The 20920-nt window shown below is 61.5% G+C and carries 14 protein-coding genes; 4 read left to right on the plus strand and 10 right to left on the minus strand.

The window, feature by feature from the left end; genetic code table 11:
* The first annotated feature begins 3 nt into the window (after nucleotides 1-3).
* From GTP27_RS06400 to GTP27_RS06410, 3 genes are all read left to right on the plus strand, one after another.
* Complete coding sequence (locus GTP27_RS06400) at nucleotides 4-816, plus strand: NAD-dependent epimerase/dehydratase family protein (protein WP_161038350.1); 813 nt, start codon at nucleotides 4-6, stop codon at nucleotides 814-816.
* Between the two features lie 214 nt (nucleotides 817-1030).
* Nucleotides 1031-2605, plus strand: a complete 1575-nt coding sequence (locus GTP27_RS06405; protein ID WP_161038351.1) for an aldehyde dehydrogenase (NADP(+)) — start codon at nucleotides 1031-1033, stop codon at nucleotides 2603-2605.
* 1 nt (nucleotide 2606) lies between these two features.
* A complete protein-coding gene (locus tag GTP27_RS06410) occupies nucleotides 2607-3485 on the plus strand; it encodes an SMP-30/gluconolactonase/LRE family protein (RefSeq protein WP_161038352.1) in 879 nt (292 codons plus the stop codon).
* A gap of 46 nt (nucleotides 3486-3531) precedes the next feature.
* Here GTP27_RS06410 and GTP27_RS06415 read toward each other — a convergent pair whose 3' ends face one another.
* From GTP27_RS06415 to GTP27_RS06445, 7 genes are all read right to left on the minus strand, one after another.
* Nucleotides 3532-4017, minus strand: a complete 486-nt coding sequence (locus GTP27_RS06415) for a hypothetical protein (protein WP_161038353.1) — start codon at nucleotides 4015-4017, stop codon at nucleotides 3532-3534.
* 41 nt (nucleotides 4018-4058) lie between these two features.
* Nucleotides 4059-5900 (minus strand): glycoside hydrolase family 28 protein, encoded by a 1842-nt coding sequence (locus tag GTP27_RS06420; protein ID WP_161038354.1) that lies wholly within the window; start codon nucleotides 5898-5900, stop codon nucleotides 4059-4061.
* A gap of 10 nt (nucleotides 5901-5910) precedes the next feature.
* On the minus strand, nucleotides 5911-8547 hold the full coding sequence (locus GTP27_RS06425) for a pectinesterase family protein (RefSeq protein WP_161038355.1): 2637 nt from the start codon (nucleotides 8545-8547) through the stop codon (nucleotides 5911-5913).
* Complete coding sequence (locus tag GTP27_RS06430; protein ID WP_161038356.1) at nucleotides 8544-9374, minus strand: rhamnogalacturonan acetylesterase; 831 nt, start codon at nucleotides 9372-9374, stop codon at nucleotides 8544-8546. The genes GTP27_RS06425 and GTP27_RS06430 overlap by 4 nt, the downstream gene beginning before the upstream one ends.
* A gap of 55 nt (nucleotides 9375-9429) precedes the next feature.
* Nucleotides 9430-11313, minus strand: a complete 1884-nt coding sequence (locus tag GTP27_RS06435; RefSeq protein WP_161038357.1) for a glycoside hydrolase family 28 protein — start codon at nucleotides 11311-11313, stop codon at nucleotides 9430-9432.
* 10 nt (nucleotides 11314-11323) lie between these two features.
* Nucleotides 11324-14038: a TonB-dependent receptor plug domain-containing protein gene (locus GTP27_RS06440; protein WP_161038358.1), complete on the minus strand. Its 2715-nt coding sequence runs from the start codon at nucleotides 14036-14038 to the stop codon at nucleotides 11324-11326.
* 233 nt (nucleotides 14039-14271) lie between these two features.
* Entirely contained in the window at nucleotides 14272-14976 is a 705-nt protein-coding gene (locus GTP27_RS06445) for a FadR/GntR family transcriptional regulator (RefSeq protein ID WP_161038359.1), read from the minus strand.
* Nucleotides 14977-15283: 307 nt separating this feature from the next.
* Here GTP27_RS06445 and garD point away from each other — a divergent pair, with 307 nt between their 5' ends.
* A complete protein-coding gene (gene garD, locus GTP27_RS06450; protein WP_161038360.1) occupies nucleotides 15284-16846 on the plus strand; it encodes a galactarate dehydratase in 1563 nt (520 codons plus the stop codon).
* A gap of 62 nt (nucleotides 16847-16908) precedes the next feature.
* On the opposite strand, the gene GTP27_RS06455 is transcribed toward garD, so the two are convergent.
* From GTP27_RS06455 to lepB, 3 genes are all read right to left on the minus strand, one after another.
* Nucleotides 16909-19287, minus strand: coding sequence for a CPBP family intramembrane glutamic endopeptidase (locus tag GTP27_RS06455; protein ID WP_229633468.1), 2379 nt, complete (start codon nucleotides 19285-19287; stop codon nucleotides 16909-16911).
* A 35-nt stretch (nucleotides 19288-19322) separates the two neighbouring features.
* Nucleotides 19323-20060 (minus strand): ABC transporter ATP-binding protein, encoded by a 738-nt coding sequence (locus GTP27_RS06460; RefSeq protein WP_161038362.1) that lies wholly within the window; start codon nucleotides 20058-20060, stop codon nucleotides 19323-19325.
* Between the two features lie 136 nt (nucleotides 20061-20196).
* Entirely contained in the window at nucleotides 20197-20877 is a 681-nt protein-coding gene (gene lepB / locus GTP27_RS06465) for a signal peptidase I (protein ID WP_161038363.1), read from the minus strand.
* Nucleotides 20878-20920: the final 43 nt, after the last annotated feature.

The following is a 20920-nucleotide window of genomic DNA, read 5'->3' on the forward strand; positions in this document are numbered from 1 at the left end:
AAAATGAGTAAACCATTTAAACGTATTCTTCTGACCGGCGCGGCCGGTGGTCTGGGCAAAATTCTGCGCGAGCGCATCAAGCCATGGGCCGATGTGGTGCGCCTTTCCGATATCGGCGACATGGCGCCGGCTGGCGAAGGCGAGGAAGTGGTGCGCTGCGATCTGGCCGACAAGGCGGCAGTACTCAAGCTGCTGGAAGGCGTGGATGTGGTGCTGCACTTCGGCGGTATCTCGACCGAGAATACTTTCGAAAACATCATGGCGGCGAATATCGCCGGTACCTACAACCTGTATGAAGCGGCGCACAAGAACGGCATCAAGCGTATCGTGTTCGCCAGTTCGAATCACACCATAGGCTTCTACAAGACCACCGACTACATCGACGCCGATAGCCCGATGCGTCCGGACAGCCTGTATGGCGTGAGCAAATGCTTCGGCGAATCGCTGTCGCGCTACTACTACGACAGCACCGGTATCGAAACCGTATGTCTGCGTATCGGTTCGTCCTTCCCCGAGCCGGTCAATCCGCGCATGCTGGTGACGTGGTTCAGCTATGACGATCTGGTGGAGTCGCTGCGCTGCTCGCTGTTCACGCCGCGCGTGGGCCACACCATACTGTTTGGTGCCTCGGCCAATCCGGCCAGCTGGTGGGATAACAGCAAGGCTGAACATCTGGGCTTCCGTCCGAAAGACAGCTCGCTGCAGTTCGCCGACAAGTTCCCGCCGACGGGTAACTACCCTGCTGCCGACGACCGTGCCACCCTGTATCAGGGCGGCGGTTTCGTCGTGCCGGGCCCGCAATATCAGCAGCCCTGAGTGCACCGGTTTGCGATAGCGGAGTATACTGCCAGCGCTGGTTTCGCCTTTGCGGAAACTGGCGCTGGCGTTTTAGTTTGCTGCGTCCGGCCTATCGGATCGCATGCAAGCGACACAGACGAATACTTTATGCTGAACACCGCACAGGTGTTGCAGCAATCGGCATAACGAGGCGTGCGGCAAGGCCGCGCGCATGAAACTATCTGGAGGCTTTATGCAAGTTGCAGGCGAAATGATCATCGGCCGTAGCGCGTTTTTCGGCAAAGAAGGCACGATGAAAGCGGTGGACCCATCGCGTAACGTGGAAATCGAACCAGCTTTCGGTCTGGCCGGTGCAGCAGATCTGCAACGTGCTTGCGTACTGGCCGAGCAGGCTTTCGATGCGTACCGCGCCACCGGTCTGGAAGCGCGCGCCAGGTTCCTCGAAACCATCGCAGACCGCATCATGGATCTGGGGCCGGCGCTGATCGAACGCGCTATGCAGGAAACCGGTCTGCCGCAAGTGCGTCTGGAGGGCGAGCGTGGCCGTACCTGCAACCAGCTGCGTCTGTTCGCCAAGGTTGTGCGTGATGGCCGCTGGCAGTCCGCTACGCTGGATTCGGCGCTGCCAGAACGCACGCCGCCACGTCCGGACCTGCGCCTGCGCAAAATCGGTCTGGGCCCGGTGGCCGTGTTCGGCGCCAGTAACTTCCCGCTGGCCTTCTCGGTCGCTGGCGGTGATACGGCTTCGGCACTGGCCGCAGGCTGTCCGGTGGTGGTCAAGGCCCATTCGGCTCACCTTGGCACTTCCGAACTGGTGGGCAAGGCCGTGGCTAAAGCGGCAGAAGAATGCGGCATGCCGGAAGGGGTGTTCTCGCTGCTGATCGGTTCCGGCCAGACTATCGGACAGGAGCTGGTGGCGCATCCTGCCATCAAGGCGGTAGGCTTTACCGGCTCGCGTTCGGGCGGCATCGCGCTGATGCGCACGGCAGCTGCACGCAAGGAACCGATTCCTGTGTATGCTGAAATGAGCTCGATCAACCCCGTGTTCCTGCTGCCGGGCGCACTCGATAATCCTAAACTGCCGCAGGCCTTTGCCGATTCGCTGACTATGGGCTCGGGCCAGTTCTGCACTAATCCCGGCATGCTGGTTGGTCTGAAGAGCGACAAGCTCGAAGCATTCGTGGCCGCCGTGGGCGGCACCATAGGCGCCAAGCCGGCTACCACCATGCTGACTCCCGGCATTCACAAAGCCTATGTGCATGGCGTTGCCACGCTGGCCGCTATTGATGGCGTGAGCCAGAAGGCAGCGGGTCAGGGCAGCGAGGCGCCATGTGCGGCACAGGCTTTCCTGTATCAGGTACCTGCCAGCGAATTCCTCAGCAACCCCGCACTGGAAGGCGAAATCTTCGGACCGACCTCGCTGCTGGTGGTCTGCGACGACGAAGCACAGATGCTGGCCGTGGCCGAACACGTGGAAGGCCAGCTGACCTCGGCCGTACACGCCAGCGCTGATGATCGCGTACTGGCCGCCAAGCTGCTGCCTACGCTGGAACGTAAAGTGGGCCGTATCCTGTTCAACGGCTTCGGCACCGGTGTGGAAGTGGCACATGCCATGGTTCACGGCGGCCCGTTCCCGTCGACTTCGGACAGCCGTACCACTTCGGTGGGTGCTTCGGCCATCGACCGCTTCCTGCGTCCGGTCTGCTATCAGGACGTGCCGTCCTATCTGTTGCCGGAAGCACTGGCCGATGCCAACCCGCAGAACATTCCGCGCGTGGTGAACGGTGATCTGGTCTGGAACGGCTGAAATGGAGCGACTGAGCGACGTTAGCTGCCAGGTGGGCGAAAGCCCCACCTGGCATGCCGGCGAAGGCGCGTGGTACTGGGTCGATATTCCGCAGCAGCGCGTGTGGCGGCTCGATGCCGCAACTGGCGCAAGCCGTTACTGGGTGGCTGATGAAATGGTGGCCTGTGTGGCGCCACGCTCGGACGGCGGCCTGATTGCCGGCATGGAGACGGGTATCTTTGCGCTCGAACTCGATGCCTGCACGGCGCTGGCGCAGCGCAAGCTGGCAGCACCGGCCAGCGGCCTGGGCGAGGGCATGCGCTTCAACGATGGCCGCTGCGATCGTCAGGGCCGTTTCTGGAGCGGCACCATGTTCATGGACATGGCTGCGGCCCGCGCCGTGGGACAGCTGTATCGCTACGATAGCGCACGCGGCTTGTCGGCACCGTTTGTCTCCGAGCTGCTGACCCAGAACGGGCTGGCGTTCTCGCCCGATGGCCGCACCATGTATCTGTCGGATTCGCATCCGGCACGGCGCATGGTGTGGGCATTCGACTACGATACCGACGATGGTGTGCCCAGCAATCGCCGCGTGTTTGCCGATATGACCAGCATGGCTGGGCGTCCTGATGGTGCGGCTATCGATGCCGATGGCTGCTACTGGGTGTGCGGTAATGATGACGGCTGCGTGCTGCGCTACACGCCGGATGGTAAGCTCGATCGCCGGCTGGAAGTGCCGATGCTGAAGCCATCGATGTGCGCATTCGGCGGCAAGAACCTCGACACGCTGCTGGTCACCTCTATCATCTCCGGCAAGCCGGAAGATGCGCAGTGGGGCGGCGCCGTCGTGCTGTTGCAACCGGGCGTGCAGGGAGTGGCGGAAACGCTGTTCGCCGCCTAGGCTGCTGAGAGCACGAAAACAGGCAGTGAGTTGCAGCCAGCTGCGCTCACTGCTTTTTCATTTGCAGGCGGAACTGGGTGGTCCACTGGCCGTTCAGCAGCATTTCGCTGTGGGCTTCGTAACTATCGGCTGCGCCGGGCGTCCAGCGCACGCGGTAGCGCAGCGCCTTGCCTGCGGCGACGTAGTCCGTCTCGGGGAATTCCAGTCCGTCGCTGGTAGCGATCATGCTGCCGCGGCTGTAGCCGCCGCCATTTTCCACGTACAGAAACGCCACCTTTGCGCTGGCGCTATCGTAGTAGTACAGCGTTTCGCCCACATAGTCGGGCCGTCCTGCAGCACGCACCGTGTGCACATCGCGCAGCACGTGATCCTCATACTGCCACCGGAAGCAATGCTCGTCGGTCGTCTTGCCATCGGCAAAAGTGCCCTTCCAGCAGTGGCCCGCCAGAAAAGCCATAGGCTGCAAGGGCGCAAGGGGAGCCGCCTGCACGCCCGCTGCTGCCAGTAGTACGAGTGTAAAGAATTTGCGCATGGCCCGGCTCCGTGTAGAGATGGGCCAAGTATATGCCAGCTTCAGGCCGAGAGTGTGGTGGTGTAAATTTTTCCACCTATGGAAACGTTGCTCAGTCTGAGGTCCTTGACGTTGAACAGGAACCATGGCTGCGCCGTGTTGACCGGCGTGCCGAAATCGCAGTCGCTGATGCTGACGTTGGTGACTGGCGGCACGGGCGGTATCGGTAGGGGGCCGTTGTAGTCGGAGGCGACTGGCCCCAATACCACGATAGCCTGATAGCAGGAGGCTGACTTGCCGTCGCGCGTGCGCACATTGCCCGCTTTGACGTTGGAGATCTGGATATTGTCGACGATAGGCGGACGGGTACGGACGTTGTCGCTGATCGGCGTGTAGTCGCAATCGAAGGTGACGATGGCGCCTGCCGCCGTGGCCACGGTTTTCGACTGTATCGGCGAACCGGGCAGCGAAGCGTAGAACGAAGGGCTGGTCTGCACGCCATTGGGTATGGTCACATCGCGCACGAAGAAGTTGCGCAGATAGCCGCCACGATTCAGATTGGTCTTGAGCCGGATCGCCGTGTTGAGCGGATTGGTGGCCCAGTTGATGTTCTGGAAAGTGAGCTTCTGAGCGTAGACGTTCTGGATACCCCCTGCCATTTCGCTGCCCAGCGTGACGGCGCCATGGCCGCTCTGCATGATGCAGTTCTGGATCACGATGTTCTGCGACGGACCATACTGGGTATCGAGATCCTTGCCGGCCTTGATGGCGATGCAGTCGTCGCCCGTATCGAAGGTGCAGCCTTCGATCAGCACATGGTCGCAGGCTTCCGGATCGAAGCCATCGCTATTCGGTCCCAGACTCTCGCAGTGCACGTTGCGGATAACGATATTGCGGCAATGGACAGGGTGGTGTTGCCAGAACGGCGTGTGGGTGACGTGGTAGCCCTGCAGCAGCACGTTGGTGCAGCCTATCAGCTGTATCATCGGCGGACGCAGATAGTGGCCGATGCCGAACACGCGGCGCGCAATCGGCACACCGGCTTCGGACAGCGCAGGCAGATACTGCGCATCGGCACGCCAGCGCTGGCCTTCGCCCTGTATCTGCAGGCGTTCTGCTTCAGTCAGCTGAGGCGCCACGTCGGCCAGCGACATGGCATTTAGCGGGTTCTCCGTATTTTCGGACATTTTGCCTTTGGTGAAATTCGGCGTGGAGCCCTGTGCAACGGCGTTCAGCGTTTTCAGCTTGCCCTTCCAGGTCCACCAGCAGTCGCCCTGTTCGTTAAACGGCACGCCACCCTGACCGTTGAAGGTGCTGGTCCAGTCTTCGCCCGTCAGCGCAATATTGTGCTGGCCGTAGGCGTAGATCATGGACGAGTAGTTCAGACAATCGTTACTCTGCCAGCGCGAGATGGATAGCTTGCCGTGCTTGCCGCAATCGATGTCGCCATAGCGGGCGTAGTCCTGCGGCTGGTTGCTGAAGTAGATCTGCGCGCCAGCGGCCAGATGCACATGCACGTTGGAGCGCAGCACGATAGGGCCGGCGCAGTACCAGCGGCCTTTCGGGATCAGCACGCGGCCGCCACCGGCGTCGTGGCAGGCCTGTATCGCGTCGCGGAAGGCGGGGTAGCAGTCCGGCGCATCCTTGGCTGGTGTGTCGATAGTGTCCTGCTCCTCGAACGAAATCCAGGCGCGCACTTTCTCCATATTGCATGGCCTGGCGCCGTAGGCGGTGACGAGGAAATCCTGTTTGCGGAACTGCAGCGGCTTCGATACGTGATCGACGATGGCCTGTGCCTGCAGCCATGGATCAGGCGCAGTGCTGGCGCTGGCCGGCAGTGCCGCGCCCAGTCCCGCTGCGGGCAGGGCTTTCATCAGATTGCGGCGTTGGGTGTTGATGCTCATTGTGTGCGTCCTATTCATCCGAATTATTGAATTCACCGAGGAAGATCATGGCCGGTGCTGGGCGTGCGGCGTATCCGAGATCGCGCACGGGATCGATGCCGGCCTGTTGCAGATAGTTCCAGTGGTCGTCCGAGTTGTATTGAACCGGCCGATAAGATATCGAGCCCTTCCTGTTCCAGTCCGACCATGGCGCAAGCCGGTTGATATGCGTGCCGATGCGCGAATTGAGTACCACCATCTTGCCGACGGCTTCGAGCGATGTGCGTGCTACTGTGCCTTTCGGCGCCTGATAGCCGTTGCTGTCGCCGTAGGTGCAGGCATAGCCATCCACCTGTACCGGCGCGTAAGGACTGCAGCGCGCGCTATGGAACCACTGGCGCAGCAGGGAGAATTTGCCAGCGCGGGCGTTGACAGAATTGTCGTGGGTGAAGTGGCATTGATCGAAGACGAAACCGTAGCGGCTATTTAAGTGCGTATCCGGCGCCGCCACATACGAGGTGCCACGGTCACCCAGCGTGCGGATTTCGCTCTGATAGAAATAGGCCGTGCTGTCACCAAAGATGAAATCCACATCGCCCTCGATGTAGGATTGATTGAAGAAGCTGCGGCTGGTACTGCCCAACTGGGGCGACTTCAGATACAGCGTATCCTGAAAACCCAGCAGCCGGATGTTTTCGAACTGTGCCTTGTCGGCGCCATCTACCTGCAGTGCCAGCGCCTGATGGTGCACATTGTTGATGTTGGGGAGTTCCTCGGCGCGGGCATTGCCGATATCCTTGTTGTAGCCGTTTTCGATAGTCAGATTACGCGCCTGAAAACCGTTGTTCTGTACCCAGACGGTAGCAGTGGCCATGGTGCCGATGGCGCTGCGGTCCTTGATGGTGGCGTACATGGCCTGTACTTCCGGTGCTGCATCGGCAAACTGTGCGCCGTGGCGGCTGGCGTATTCTGCCCCAGTGTTGGAGGCATCGAGCTTAGCGGTAATACGGGTGGCGCTGGCATCCTTGCCCTCGCCGTACATGGTCAGCGGTGCCATCACGGCAGGCACGTACACCAGTTCCTGATAGGTGCCGGGTTTGACCAGCAAGTAGCGTCTGCGCGCGGGATCGCGTTTGCTGTCGCTGATGGCTCGATTGACGGCCTGCTGCACCGTGTTGAATAGCCTGATGCCATTGGCGCTTGCGTTCTGGTCGACGATGTAGTCCGGCGTAAAGCTGGCGCCGCGTGCCAGCGGGTCGCTCAAAGGGTCCCACGGATCGACGCGTTCCTTGCCAGCCGTTCCGACGAATTTCAGCACTTCGCCATAGCTGAACAGCTTGGCCTGCTCAAGGCTTAGCTGGGGGCGGCTGGCACTGCTTGCTATCTCGGGGTAGGGCAGCAAGCGCGGCTCGCAATCGGCGCTGCTGCCGCTGATACTGGCCGGCGTATCCAGAGTTCCGCTGACGTCGGCAAACTCGATGCTGCTGGCACTGCCTTGTCCCACCGAAACCTGATCGAGTTTCACCTGCAGCGGGTGGGCTGCGTCGTAACCGGCAATGATCACCCGGCCCGGCGTGATGCTGTGCACCGACTCCAGCGCAATCTCGCGGTAGAGCGGAATCAGCTTGCCGCTGGCACGCGGGTTGTAACGGGTGCTGAAATCGATAGGTGCTTTGACGTTGCGCTGGCAGACATTGCGATAGCGGATCTGCTCCACTACGCCGCCGCGCGAGATGTCGCTCTTGATGCGCAGGCCGGACGTTGTGCCGTCGAGCGTCAGGTCGTCCACCAGCACGCGGCGCACGCCGCCATTGGTCTCGCTGCCGATGGACATGCCGTGGCCGCTGTAGAAACGGTTATGCAGCACGGAGACGTTTTCCGTAGGGCCGCTGCTGTTGGCCTTGATGGCGATGTTGTCATCGCCAGTGCGGATGTAGCTATGGGCTATCGTGATGTTGCGCGACGAAATAGGATCGATGCCGTCCGTGTTGCGCGCCGTGGCGGGTGTATCGATACGCACACCCCATGCGGTAAAGCCGTCCACCCCGTTCAGGGTGACGTGGAAATTGGGCGAGTTGCGCAGGGCAATCTGGTGTAGCGTGAAGTTGCGCGAGCCGCTTACTTCGATCAAGCGCGGTACATTCTGGTGTGCGTCCTCTTTCTGGGCGCGGCGGGCCAGCTGCCACCATGATTCGGTCAGGCCTTCCATCACGCGGCCACCCTGGCCATCGATGATGCCTTCGCCAAAGATGCCGCTGCCCTCAGTCTGCTGGGCGCTGATGAAAGGCTTGCAGCCTTTGCTGGCGTCGGTGATCTTGCCGCAGGTCCCGGCGCCGCGGTCGTACAGCTTGGGGTTGCGGCTGGCATACAGGGTAACGCCCTTGTCGATCAGCAGGGCGACGCCACTGCGCAGCGATAGCGGACCGGCGACAAATTCGCTCTGGCCTGCTGCGGCGCTCAGACGCACGGCATGGCCGGCGGCACACTGGTCTATCGCCCGCTGGATGCGGCTAGTGTCGTCGCTACCGGCGGAAGCAGCGCTCAAGGTGGTGCAGGCGGGCGGCGTGACCGGCTCGCGCACATTGCGGCTGTCCTGCGCCTGCGCAGGCAGCATGGCCCCGCACAGCATGCCCGCGGCGAGGCCCAGTTGCGGCAGCATACGCTTCATTGTTCGCTCTCCGGTTTGAAGTAGCCCGCGCTTTCTGGCAGGGCGCGCTTCATTTCTTCCATCACCATGCGCGAGAAATAGGCTGCGCCCTTGGCGCCCACATGGGTGCGATCGAAGGCGGATTTGGCAGCACCTGCTACTTCCACCTTGGTGGCGCCGTTGGCGGCATCGTTAAAGTTGTCGGGGCGCGGCACTACGGCCAGCGTATCGGCTTCGTCCTGTCCCAGGGCTTGTACAGCGGCGTAGCTGTCGGCATTCAGATCGAGCAGGGCTACCTGCTGTTCGACGGCAGTGGCGCGGATGACCTCGGCCCATGGCAGCAGATTATTTTCCAGTACCTTGTCCTTGAAAGTGCGGCGCGTGAGCGGCGTGACCAGTACGGGTATGCCGCCCAGCGCGCGCACCTCGCGCACATAGCGTGCCATATTGACGGGGAATTCGGTTTTCAGGTCGGTTGAGCGCCCCGGTTTGCCCGGCTGGTCGTTGTGGCCGAACTGGATCAGTACATAGGTAATGCGGTAGGCGGCAGCGCCGCGCAGCAGACCTTCCACTTCGTCCCAGCGGCCCTCGGCGCGGAAGCTGCCGGAACTGCGGCCGCCTTTGGCCAGATTCAGACAGGTGTTAGCGCGGTTGACGCGGGCGCAGAAGGCGTCACCGTAGCCGCTGGTGCTGGCCATGGTGGAATCGCCTACCAGCAGTATGCGGATAGGCCGGGCGGGTGCATCGGCCGCATGGCTGTTGCTGGTGGCGAGCAGTAGAGCGGTCGAAAAGAACGTGGCCAGAGCGCTTGCCAGCGAGACGGTCCGGCTGAGTCGGTGCAGTTTCATGGATGGATAGGCGTATAAAAAAAAGCGCCGGCCCAGAGCGGACCGGCGCTTCAACTCAGGCGGAGAGAGTTTGATTGACCACCTTACCGGCGATCTTGACGTTTTTCAGCTTCAGGCCTTTGACGTTGTACAGGTACAGCGGCTTGTCGGCATTGACTGGCGTGCCGAGATCACAATCGCTGATCTCAATATCGGATACCGGCAATATGGACGGCTTGCCCGGACCGTTGTAGTCCGACGCCACCGGCCCCAGTACCACCACAGCCTGATAGCACGAGTAGTTGCCAGCCTTGGTAGGCGCGTTGGCACAGGTCACGTTGGAGATGCGTACATGGCTCACGCTAGGCGGGCGGATACGCACGTTATCGCTCACCGGATCGTAGCCGCAGTCGATGGTGATGATGCCGCCTGCCGAAGTAGCCACCGTCTTGGTCGGAATCAGCGAGCCCGGTAGCGTCGAATAGAACGCCGGCGTGGTGCGGATGCCGTTCGGGATATGCACATTACGCACATGCATATTGCGCAGATAGCCGCCACGGCTCATATTGGTCTTGAGACGGATGGCGATATTCAGCGGGTCGGTCTGCCAGTGCGCGTTCTCGAACAGCAGATCCTGCGCATAGATGTTCTCGATCCCGCCCGACATGATGCTGCCCAGCGTGAGCGCACCGTGGCCGCTTTGCATGCGGCAGTTCTGGATCACGATATCCTTGGCCGGGCCGAACTGGATGTCGGGCCCCTTGCCCGAGTCGATCGCGATGCAGTCGTCGCCGGTATTGAAGTGGCAGTCCTCGATCAGCACATTGGTGCACGATTCCGGATCGAAGCCGTCGCTGTTCGGCCCCATGCTGTTGGCATAGATCTTCTTCACATGCATGTTGTGGCAATTGACCGGATTGTGCTGCCAGAACGGCGTGTTGGTGGTCTGGTAGCCCTCGAACAGCACATTGGTGCAGCTGATGAACTGTACCATGTGCGGGCGCAGATAGTGGCCGATGCCGAAGATGCGCTTCTCCACCGGAACGCGGGCTTCCGCCAGCGAACGCAGGTAGTAGGAGTCGGTACGCCACTTGTCGTTCGGCCCTTGTATGAACAGGGCTTCCTGTTCGCTCAGGTGGGGCGCCACTTCGCGCAGCGAGACGGGATTGACGGGGTTGATGTGAACTTCCGTCTTGCCCTTGGTGTGCTTGACGTAGTTGCCCGTGCCGGCAGCGATATCGCCGGCCCAGTTGGGTTTCTCGCGGCCTTTCCACGACCACCAGCAATCCACGTCGCCATCGAAAGTTACGCCGGCCTGACCATCGAGGATGCTGGTCCAGTCCTCACCTGTCAGAGCGATGTTGTTCTGGCCGTGGGCATACACCATGGACGAGTAGTTAAGCAGGTCGTTGCCTTCCCAGCGGGTGATGGAGAGTTTGCCGTTCTTGCCGCAATCGTAGGCGCCGTAGCGGGCGTAGTCGAGCGGGTTGTTGCTGAAGTAGATGTGTGCACCGGCCTTCAGATGCACGTGCACGTTCGACAGCAGCACGATAGGGCCGGCGCAGTACCAGTTACCGGCGGGGATCACCACGCGGCCACCACCGGCCTTGTGGCAGGCCGCGATGGCTGCGCTGATGGCAGGGTAGCAGTCGTGCGAACCGGCCACCGGCGTTTGCAGCGTGTCCGATTCGGTAAACGAGGTCCATGCCGTTACCGCACGCACCTCGCAGGGTGCGGCGCCAAACGCCGTCACCACGAAGTCTTCGTTGCGGAACTTGACCGCATTGCGTACCCGCTTGACGATGGCGTCGGCAGCTTTCCACGGATCGTCGGCCCGGGCCGCCGCCATCGCTGCAGGCCCGAAGGCGCCGGTGACACCGGCAGCCGACAGGGTTTGCAGGAAGCGACGACGGCCCGGGCCTGCTACCGTCGCTGTTAATTGTTGTTCCAGCTTAGACATCGGCACTCCATCAGAACGAGTAGGTGGCACGCACGTTGTAGGCGCGGCCGATCGGGCTGGCGGCGCTACTCAGGTAACCGAAGCTATACAGACTGCTGTTGGTCACTGGCGGATTCACATTGAACAGATTGGTGATGCCGGCGGTGACCGAAATGTTCTTGAAGCCGCTGTAAGTCGTGGTCAGGTTCCACACTTTGTAGGAATTGATGTTGCGCCAGTACTGCTGCGCCACCAGATTCTGGTCGGTGTACTTGGAGTTGTAGTTCTGGGTCAGCTGGCTGTTCCAGTTACCGGCGGCCCAGTTCAGTTTCAGCGTGTGCTTCCAGCGGTAGGTAATGATAGGGAAGCTGGAAGTGGTGCCGTTGCTAGCCAGACCGAACTGACCGACGTTGGAAACATACGGGCTGCCTTTATCGAGCTGGTTGTCGAACTGGGTCAGGTAGGTACCATCGAGCGAGACCTTGAAGGTGCCGTACGAAGTTTTCGGGAACATGTAGGCAGCCGACACGTCGATACCGGCAGCTTTCTGGCCACCCAGATTCATGGTGGTGTTCTTGATGTAGTTGATGGTGCCGTCCGCATTACGCACGAAGTACGAAGCGTACTTCACCGGATCGAGGAAGTAGACCTGCTCTGGCAGATTGGCCAGCATGTCGGTCATCTTGATGTTCCAGTAGTCGAGCGAGATCGAGGAGCTCGAAGTCGGCTCGAACACGGTACCCAGCGTGAAGCCTTTGGATTTCTCCGGCACCAGATCCGGGTTGGAACCGGTCTGTTTAGGCAGGGTGGTGTTGCAGACGGTGGAGGCGACATAGCCCGGCAGTGCTTTGCCGGTGCCGGCCACGCCCGGCGTACCGCCAGGGCAGAGTACCGGATCGTCCCACTTGGCGGCGGTCAGGCCGGTGGCGCCGGGCAGGCGGTAGCCGTAGCGGTCGAACAGGGTCGGTGCGCGGAAGCCGGTGTTAGCCGAACCGCGGAACATCAGCTGTTTCGATGGCTCGTAGCGGAAGCTGATTTTCGGGTTGATGGTGTTACCGAAGTCGCTGAAATGGTCGTCACGCACGGCGGCGTTCAGTTCCAGCGTTTTGGTCAGCGGCATATTCAGCTCGGCGAACAGCGCGGCCACGTTGCGCTGGCCTTCGCCGTGCGATGGCGCGCTGTTGGCGTAGGTAACTTCACCCGACAGCGGCAGCTTGGTGTCTTCAGTAGTGTCGCGGTGCAGGTCGGCGCCCAGTGCCAGTGCCAGCGCGCCGCCTTCCAGATCCATCAGCGAACGGCTAGCCGTCAGGTCGATACCGGTAAAGGTCGATTTGGAGGTACGGTTCTTCTGGCCATCGACCTTGATGGTATCCAGATAGGCGCGGCCATCGGCATCCTGCAGGCCGAACGGATTGAGCTGGCCACCTTTCAGACCATCGAGCAGGCCCTGGCCCTTGACGTAGCCGGAATAGTAGTAGTTGTCGCGGTTGGAGATACCGATCACGAGACCGGCCTTGTAGTCCCATGCGCCGAGCTTGCCCTCGTCGCTGACAGCGAAGCGCTGGTTCAGCTGTACGTCCTTGGTGGTGGCCAGACCCAGATCGGCCACAGCCCAGGTAACCGTCAGCGGGGCATTGTTCAGGCCTGCTACGGCAGGTACGCCGCCCGCTTTACCCGGATACCATTTGCTGGTCGATGGCAGGATGGCGGCTACGCCGTTCACTGCCAGCGCATTGGTCGGGTTCTTGGTGCCGAGGATGAATTCTTCGCCGCGCGAGTAGTCCATGGTGATGACGTGGTCTTCGCTCAGCTTCTTGGCGGCGCGCGCGTAGAAAGTGACCTGCTGGTTGGCATACAGTGCCGTGCCGTACTCGTTGGCGTTGAGGATGCAGGTGCCTTTCTGGCCGCTGATCGAGTAGGGCGCCAGACAGCCGGTGGAACCGTAAGGGTTCTGTGCGGTCTTGTTGGTGGCCGTGGTGAAGTTGGCCGGGGTGGCATTGCCGCCGGTGCCCAGCGTCGGCGCGCGGCCTATGCTGGTCAGCAGTTCGTTCGAGCTCAGATCAGCGCGATCGGCCGAGGCCAGGCGGGTGCGCTGGTGCGCATCGATGGTGCCGTAGAAACTCCAGCCATCGCGTTCCAGATTGCCTTTACCCCAGGTGATGGCGGCACGCTGTTCGTCGCCGCCGCCATTGCGCTCGGGCTGTACTGCCTGACCGGTCAGCGACAGCCCTTCGAACGACGTTTTGGTGATGAAGTTGACCACGCCGCCGATGGCGTCGGAGCCGTAGATCGAAGAAGCACCGTCGCGCAGAATTTCCACGCGGGCGATGGCGCTCATCGGGATCACGTCCAGATTGGCGTAACCGTCGGCGATGGCTTCATTGGCCATGCGGCGGCCATTCAGCAGTACCAGCGTGCGGTTGACGCCCAGACCGCGCAGGTTGATGTTAGTGCCCGAGCCGGCGTTCGATGGCGCCAGCGAAGCCGATTGCGGCAGCGACATCATTACGTCGGCCAGAGTGGTCATGCCCTGCTTGATGAAGTCTTCGGCCTTGACGGTGCTGACCGGCAGCGAGGCTTCGGTAGCCAGACGCTTGATGCTGGAACCGGTGACTTCCACGCGGGTGATGGCACCTTCGCCAGATTGCTGTGCAGCGGCCTGATTGGCCAGGGTCAGTACGGCCACCGTGATGGCCGACAGCAGCAAGCGAGGTTGTGCAGAGCGTTGCTGTGCGGGCTGTTTCATACGAGTCTCCTTGGTTTTTGAATAAAGTTATACGCGCGCTGAAAAGCGCAGGCGTGTGTGGAGCACCTCGCGTACTCCGTGCCGTTGAGACGAGGGTCGCTGCGTGGAACGCGCGCCGAGGTCGCAAACCGGTCGATAACTTGATTACTTTTTTATGCGCGGACCAGCAGCGAGGCTGGTCCTGCGTTACTGCGTGATGCTGACAACGTACTGCTGCTGCAACGCGCCGGCTTTTAGCCGCGCGAGAAGGTACGGGTCACGCGCTCGAGGTGGGAGCGCATGGCTTTACGTGCTGCTGCCGGATCGTGGGCGGCAATCGCCTCCAGTATCCGGCGGTGATCTTTCAGGGTTTCCTGACGCAGTTCTTCGGTCTGGAAGTGTTCTTTCAGCTTGTGCCACAGACGGCCGCGCTGGTCCCACAGATAATTGAGCGAACCAACCAGCGCGCTGTTACCGGTGGCGCGGGCTATCGACAGGTGGAAGTTGCGGTCGGCCTGCTCGTTGCTGGCGTAGTTGTCGTGGTTTTTTTCCATCTCTTCGACGGCCTGCAAAATCGCGTCGATGGCGCCGTCGGTGGCTACGCGTGCTGCAATGGCGGCGATTTCCGATTCGATCAGGCGACGTGCCGACAGCACTTCGAACGGGCCGGGGCCCGCTTCGGTCAGATCGGAAGCGCTGGGCTGCTCGACTTCGCAGACGTAGACGCCGGAGCCGCCGCGTACTTCGATTACGCCGCTCAGTTCCAGCGCGATCAGCGCTTCGCGCAGCGAGGCGCGGCTGACATTGAGCTTGGTGGACAGGTCGCGTTCCGACGGCAGGCGTTCGCCGCCGGCGATATGTTCGTCGCGGATCAGGTCCTGAATGCGGTTGGCCACGACGCGGTACAGACGCGGTTCGTGGGCACTGTGGTCGGCAACGGAAGACGGTTTTTTCAGCATGGTCTCGTTATTCACTTGGTGTGCAAGTGCTTTGTGGTTAGGACAATTCTAAGGTGGTCAGACCAAAGATGCAATGTGGACTAGCCAAAATAATTTTTAGCTGTCATACTCGAATCATGTTGTAACGCTGGATTATCGTGGTTTGCAGGGGTAATTCCTTGAAAAATAAGCGATTTTACAGTGTGGCGCCAAGACCACAAAGGATTAGTGCAGTGGTCCGGCCAAAGTGGCCTGACCACTTTTTGCAACACCTGAGATAGAAAAAAACAACGATATTCGAGACGCCGAACACAGCAAAGGACGCCAGATGAGCACACCCGCCAGCGCCGCCACGCCGCGCTACATCCTCATGCATGAAAACGATAACGTTGCGATTGTCGTCAACGACGGCGGCCTGCCGGCCGGCGCCGTGTTTGAAAACGGCCTGACGCTGCGCGAGGCGGTTCCGCAAGGGCATAAGGTAGCGCTGCGCGCGCTTGCCAAAGGCGAAGCGGTACGGCGCTACAACGTCATCATCGGCTATGCGGCCATCGATCTGCCTGCCGGCAGCTGGGTGGCGGAAGCGCAGGTGGAAATGCCGGATGCGCGCGAACTGGTGAACCTGCCCGTATCGACCAATCTGGCGCCAGCCGCCGCACCGCTGGAAGGCTATACCTTCGAGGGCTACCGCAATCCCGATGGCAGCGTGGGCACGCGCAATATACTGGCCATTACCACCACCGTGCAATGCGTGTCCGGCGTAGTGGACTTTGCTGTGCAGCGCATTAAGAACGAATTGCTGCCGAGGTATCCCAATGTGGATGATGTGGTGGGGCTGGAGCACACCTATGGCTGCGGCGTAGCGATCGATGCGCCGGGTGCCATGGTGCCTATCCAGACACTGCGCAATATCACCCTCAATCCCAATTTCGGCGGTCAGGCCATGGTGGTCAGTCTCGGTTGCGAAAAACTGCAGCCAACGCGGCTGTTCCCCAAGGGCGCCATCCCTATCCAGAACGGCGGCGGTGCCGATCCGGCGCTGGTGTGCCTGCAGGATGCCCAGCATGTGGGCTTTATGTCTATGATCGAATCCATCATGCGTCAGGCCGAAACCAATCTGGCTGTGCTCAATGCGCGCAAGCGCGAGACCGTGCCCGCTTCGGAACTGGTAGTAGGCGTGCAGTGCGGCGGCAGTGATGCATTCTCCGGCGTGACGGCCAATCCAGCCGTGGGCTTTGCCACCGATCTGCTGGTGCGTGCCGGTGCCAGCGTGATGTTCTCGGAAGTGACGGAAGTGCGCGACGGGATAGACCAGCTGACGGCACGTGCCGCCACGCCGGAAGTGGCGCAGGCCATGATCCGCGAGATGGAGTGGTACGACAATTATCTGAAGCGGGGCGGGGTGGACCGCAGTGCCAACACCACACCGGGCAACAAGAAGGGCGGCCTGTCCAACATCGTGGAAAAGGCCATGGGCTCCATCGTCAAGTCGGGCAGCAGCCCGATCTCGGGCGTGCTGTCGCCGGGTGAGAAGCTGCGCCAGAAGGGGCTGATCTACGCTGCCACGCCGGCTAGCGATTTCATATGCGGCACGCTGCAGCTGGCGGCCGGTATGAATCTGCATGTGTTCACGACGGGGCGCGGCACGCCTTACGGTCTGGCCGAAGTGCCGGTGATTAAAGTCGCCACGCGTAACGAGCTGGCAGCACGCTGGCATGATCTGATGGATATTAATGCGGGCCGTATCGCTAGCGGCGAAGCCAGCATTGCCGATGTGGGCTGGGAACTGTTCCACCTGCTGCTCGATGTGGCGAGCGGCCGCCAGACCTGGGCCGAGAAGTGGAAACTGCATAACTCCCTTGTACTGTTTAATCCAGCTCCTGTGACTTGACTCCCCTTGCACTGGTTTTACTGGAACGCCGCTGCGCACAGGCACAGCGGCGTTTTTTTTGCCTAGCCCAGTAGCAGCGCAGTCACTACGGCCGCGTTATACAGCGCGTGCACCAGCATGGGTGCCAGCAAGGTCTGGCTGCGCTGATAGGCCCACGCCGTGCACAGGCCCAGTACGAATACGGGGAGCATGGACAAGGGCGGATGTACCACGGCGAAGATGGCGGCGCTCACCACTGCTGATGGCAGGGCCGCCAGCGTGCGGCGCAGACCACCGAAGATCAGACCACGGAAAATGAATTCTTCGCACAGCGGTGCCGCCAGTACCGCCAGTCCCAGCAGCCAGTATTGAAGAGAGGGCTTACCATCGATTTTCGGCCTGAGCATGGGGGCGTATTCGCTATGGCGGATCACGGCGATGCTCAGCAGGCCGACAGCTATTGCCAGCAGTGCGGCCGGCAGGGCGGCTTTCAGCGTCCCACCCAGCTGGCTGCCGCGCAGGATGGCGGGCACGCCAGCGGTTCTGGCACGCCAGTAGTACAGCCGCATCAGCCCGTACACCAGTATGCCGGCGCTGGTAAAGGCCAGGGTGGTGGCACGCATGTCGATGTTGGCGGGATCGCTGGCGATGATCATTACGGCCACGCCCTGCAGGATGAAGAAAGCGGTAGCGCCGATCAGACCATCGGCCAGCGCCACCCGTGCCGGCGGAGCGGCGGCAGGATCGAGCAGATAGGGCATGGCGTCGCGTGCCTTCTGCCAGAGTGCCAGCGCCATCGCCGTAATCAGCACCATCACGATGACCTTCTGCCACCAGAAGCTGGCTGTGATCGACCAGATGTAGAAGCTGGCCAGCAGCATGTAGAGATAGATGAAAGTCGGGCGTACCTTGTTGCGGGCATCGACCGCATGGGGATTGCAGGCAAATACGCCCAGCGCTACGGCCAGCGTGGAGTAGATCGGTATCCCGGCCAGTACGGTCAGCACCAGTACCAGCATGCGCCATTCGAATTGCGTGGTGTAGTAGGCGCTGATGACAAAGACAGCGATCGGGTACAGCAGGCCCAGCACGGCCCACAGGCGGGCTTTCTGTTTGAGGATATCGTTGAGCGACTGCGGCAGCGTGTACAGCAGCCACAGTACCTGTCCTTCATTGTTCAGCGTCTGGAAGGCCGACAGCATCAGCACATACGCGCCTATGCTGAAAGCGATGGCAGCGGTGCTGGCATGGTGCTGGCCCAGTTCGGCCAGACTTTCCAGTTTGCCGTTGAAGATCAGCTGACTAAATACGATGACCAGAGGTAGCACCAGCGTCTGCACGAGGAAGTTGCGGTCGCGGCTGAGCAGGCGCAGTTCGCGCCGTTGCACCGGCGACAGCAGGCGTTCCAGCCAGTTGCTCTGCGCTGGCGCAGGGGGCTGGCTTGCCGGCAGGGACGCCGCCATGCTGGCGGAAGGCTGGGTGATGGCTGCGCGCGCAATGCGGCGCGTACTTTCACGTGCACCGGAGCGCACCACGCCGTGACGCAGCTGGAATGCCAGCAGGATCACACCACCCCACAGCAGGGCAATGGCCTGCAAGGCAAACAGACACAGACTGCGCATCAGCGCAGCGCTGCTGTCCGCCTGCAGGGCCTGCAACAGCAGGCCCGGTGGCGTCCACAGCAGCCATGGCGGACTGGCGCGCATCCAGTCCATGATGAAGCGGCTGGCATGCGGCATGCCGGTGGCGATTACCAGATACATCAGCGGTAAGCCGAGCAGGGAGATTAGCGCCTGCAGATTGCGCAGCTGCGAAGCGGGCAAGGCCATGCGCAAGCCGGTGTCGGCCAGCGTCTGCACAACGGCGCTGAGCGGCAGCAGCAATGCGGCAGCGAGCAGGGCGAGCGGCACGCTATACCAGCCTTGGCCGCCATACCACGCGATCATGCCGTAGCCGGCAGAAAGCAGGAAAATACCGATGATATTAGAAACGCTGCGCTCCACGATGCGTCCCCATAGCAGGCTGGAACGGCTGACCGGCAGGGTCACCAGCCATTCCAGATCCCAGTCCGGCTGGGCCATTTCCTTGCTACCCAGCGGCAGCAGCACGCTGATCAGAAATAGCGCACCCAGTTCCAGCGCGAGGGCGCGCTGCAGCGGCGGTGCGAAACTGCGGGCCTTTTCCAGTTCGGCCGCGGCGATATGGTTGTGCGCTGGGCCGCCTTCGGTGGCAGCGCTGGCGTGGCAGGCGCTGGTGCTGACGACGTGGCACTGCAGATTGAGTACGATGTTGCTGGACATGCTCAGTAGCGAGATGGCCATGGTCAGCGCGATTACGCTGGCCAGTATCCAGCTGCCAGCGGCTTTGCCGCCGTTGCCATCGCGCGCTTTTTTCCTGCCGAAGCCGCGCAGCAGCCCATGCAGGATGACGTTGCGCTGGCGCAGGCAGCGCATTCTGGTCATGAGCCAGGCGGCTCGCAGCGCGGGCAGGCGCGCCATCATGCTGCGTGGGCGCTGTCAGCGTCGGTAATTTTCAGGAAGACTTCTTCCAGCGAACCGCTGGCCGAGGCCTGGGCGCGCACTTCGTCCAGCGTGCCGGTGGCTACCAGCTGGCCGTGGTGGATGATGCCGACGCGGTCGCACAGCTTCTCCGCCATGTCGAGCAGGTGGGTCGATACAAAGATGGTGACGCCGCGTGCCGCTGCCGCCAGCAGGCGTTCCTGCACATCGCGCGAGGCGCGCGGATCGAGGCCGTTGATGGGTTCGTCGAGGATCAGCACGGCCGGATCGTGGATCAGCGCACAGGCCAGCCCCAGACGCTTTTTCATGCCCAGCGAATAGTTGACGGCATAGTCTTCGGCAGCTTCCTGCAGGCCGAATTCATCGAGCAGACGGGCGCTGCGTTCACGGGCCTGGGCGCGGCTGTAGCCGTGCATTTCGGCCACGAACTGCAGAATTTCGCGGCCACGCAGGTAGTCGTAGAACACCGGCGTATCAGGCAGATAGCCGACCCGCCGTTTGACTTCGGTGGCATCGGCGTGGCAATCGAGGTGGTCGATCAGCACCCGTCCGCTGCTGGGCACCAGTATGCCCATCATCATGCGGATGGTGGTGGTCTTGCCGGCGCCGTTGGGGCCGAGGAAGCCGAACACTTCGCCGCGGCGTACCTGCAGCGAGAGGGGATGGACGGCGTGAAAATGACCGTAGCTTTTGGCTAGTGCTTCGAATGCAATCATGCTGCCTCGCGCGCCGTTCGCTCTTGACGAATCCGGCAATGTTAAAAAGATGCTATGCATCATAACATTGCCGGGCAGCGGCGAGTAGCGGCGAGTAGCGGCGTATGGGGCCGGCTACCTTGCCAGCCGGCAGGCCTTAGCGTAGCGGATACAGGCTCATGCCGAAGCGTTCCGTGCGCGGCAGCCAGTTGCCCTGAATGTCGGCCGAGGCCAGCACGCGTTCGGCGCGGCCGATCAGCAGGGCACGCGGCACCATGCCGATGTAGCGCGAATCGGCGCTGTTGTCGCGGTTATCGCCCAGCATCAGGTACTGGTCGGCTGGCACCACCAGTGCTGCCATATCGCGCCGCGCCTGTACCTGCGGCAAAATCTGGATGGTGTGCGGGCGGCCGCCGTCGATTTTCTCGGCCACTTGCAGTGCGGTCAGTTCGCCCACGCCTTTGATGTGGTCGGCGGTGCGCACCACGCCATCGTAGTCGGCCGCCTGTCCGTTGATGACCAGCCGCTCATTGCGCATTTCCACGCGGTCGCCGGGCAGGGCGATGACGCGCTTGATCAGTCGTGTGCCGTCGGTTGGCGAAGAGAAGGTGACGATGTCGCCGCGCTGCGGTTCGCCTGTGTGGCCCAGCACGATATCGGTCAGCGGTACTTTGACGTTGTAGGCCAGCCGGTTGACGAAGACTACATCGCCTTCGAGCAGGTTGGGGTGCATGGAGGCGGAGGGTATCGGGTTCCAGTCGGCCACGGCTGTGCGGAAGATGCCGAACAGCATAACAAACATGACAAAGCCTTTATTGGCGCGTATCCAGTTTTTCATGGCAACTCCCGAGTGGTGAAGTTGTCAGTGTGTTAGCTCTATC

It is taken from the genome of Duganella qianjiadongensis (assembly GCF_009857915.1).
GTDB lineage: Bacteria > Pseudomonadota > Gammaproteobacteria > Burkholderiales > Burkholderiaceae_D > Rugamonas > Rugamonas qianjiadongensis.

Coding starts and splice junctions, on each gene's coding strand:
- GTP27_RS06400 (WP_161038350.1), top strand. CDS start 4: ATGAGTAAACCATTTAAACGTATTCTTCTGACCGGCGCGGCCGGTGGT.
- GTP27_RS06405 (WP_161038351.1), top strand. CDS start 1,031: ATGCAAGTTGCAGGCGAAATGATCATCGGCCGTAGCGCGTTTTTCGGC.
- GTP27_RS06410 (WP_161038352.1), top strand. CDS start 2,607: ATGGAGCGACTGAGCGACGTTAGCTGCCAGGTGGGCGAAAGCCCCACC.
- GTP27_RS06415 (WP_161038353.1), bottom strand. CDS start 4,017: ATGCGCAAATTCTTTACACTCGTACTACTGGCAGCAGCGGGCGTGCAG.
- GTP27_RS06420 (WP_161038354.1), bottom strand. CDS start 5,900: ATGAGCATCAACACCCAACGCCGCAATCTGATGAAAGCCCTGCCCGCA.
- GTP27_RS06425 (WP_161038355.1), bottom strand. CDS start 8,547: ATGAAGCGTATGCTGCCGCAACTGGGCCTCGCCGCGGGCATGCTGTGC.
- GTP27_RS06430 (WP_161038356.1), bottom strand. CDS start 9,374: ATGAAACTGCACCGACTCAGCCGGACCGTCTCGCTGGCAAGCGCTCTG.
- GTP27_RS06435 (WP_161038357.1), bottom strand. CDS start 11,313: ATGTCTAAGCTGGAACAACAATTAACAGCGACGGTAGCAGGCCCGGGC.
- GTP27_RS06440 (WP_161038358.1), bottom strand. CDS start 14,038: ATGAAACAGCCCGCACAGCAACGCTCTGCACAACCTCGCTTGCTGCTG.
- GTP27_RS06445 (WP_161038359.1), bottom strand. CDS start 14,976: ATGCTGAAAAAACCGTCTTCCGTTGCCGACCACAGTGCCCACGAACCG.
- garD (WP_161038360.1), top strand. CDS start 15,284: ATGAGCACACCCGCCAGCGCCGCCACGCCGCGCTACATCCTCATGCAT.
- GTP27_RS06455 (WP_229633468.1), bottom strand. CDS start 19,287: ATGACCAGAATGCGCTGCCTGCGCCAGCGCAACGTCATCCTGCATGGG.
- GTP27_RS06460 (WP_161038362.1), bottom strand. CDS start 20,060: ATGATTGCATTCGAAGCACTAGCCAAAAGCTACGGTCATTTTCACGCC.
- lepB (WP_161038363.1), bottom strand. CDS start 20,877: ATGAAAAACTGGATACGCGCCAATAAAGGCTTTGTCATGTTTGTTATG.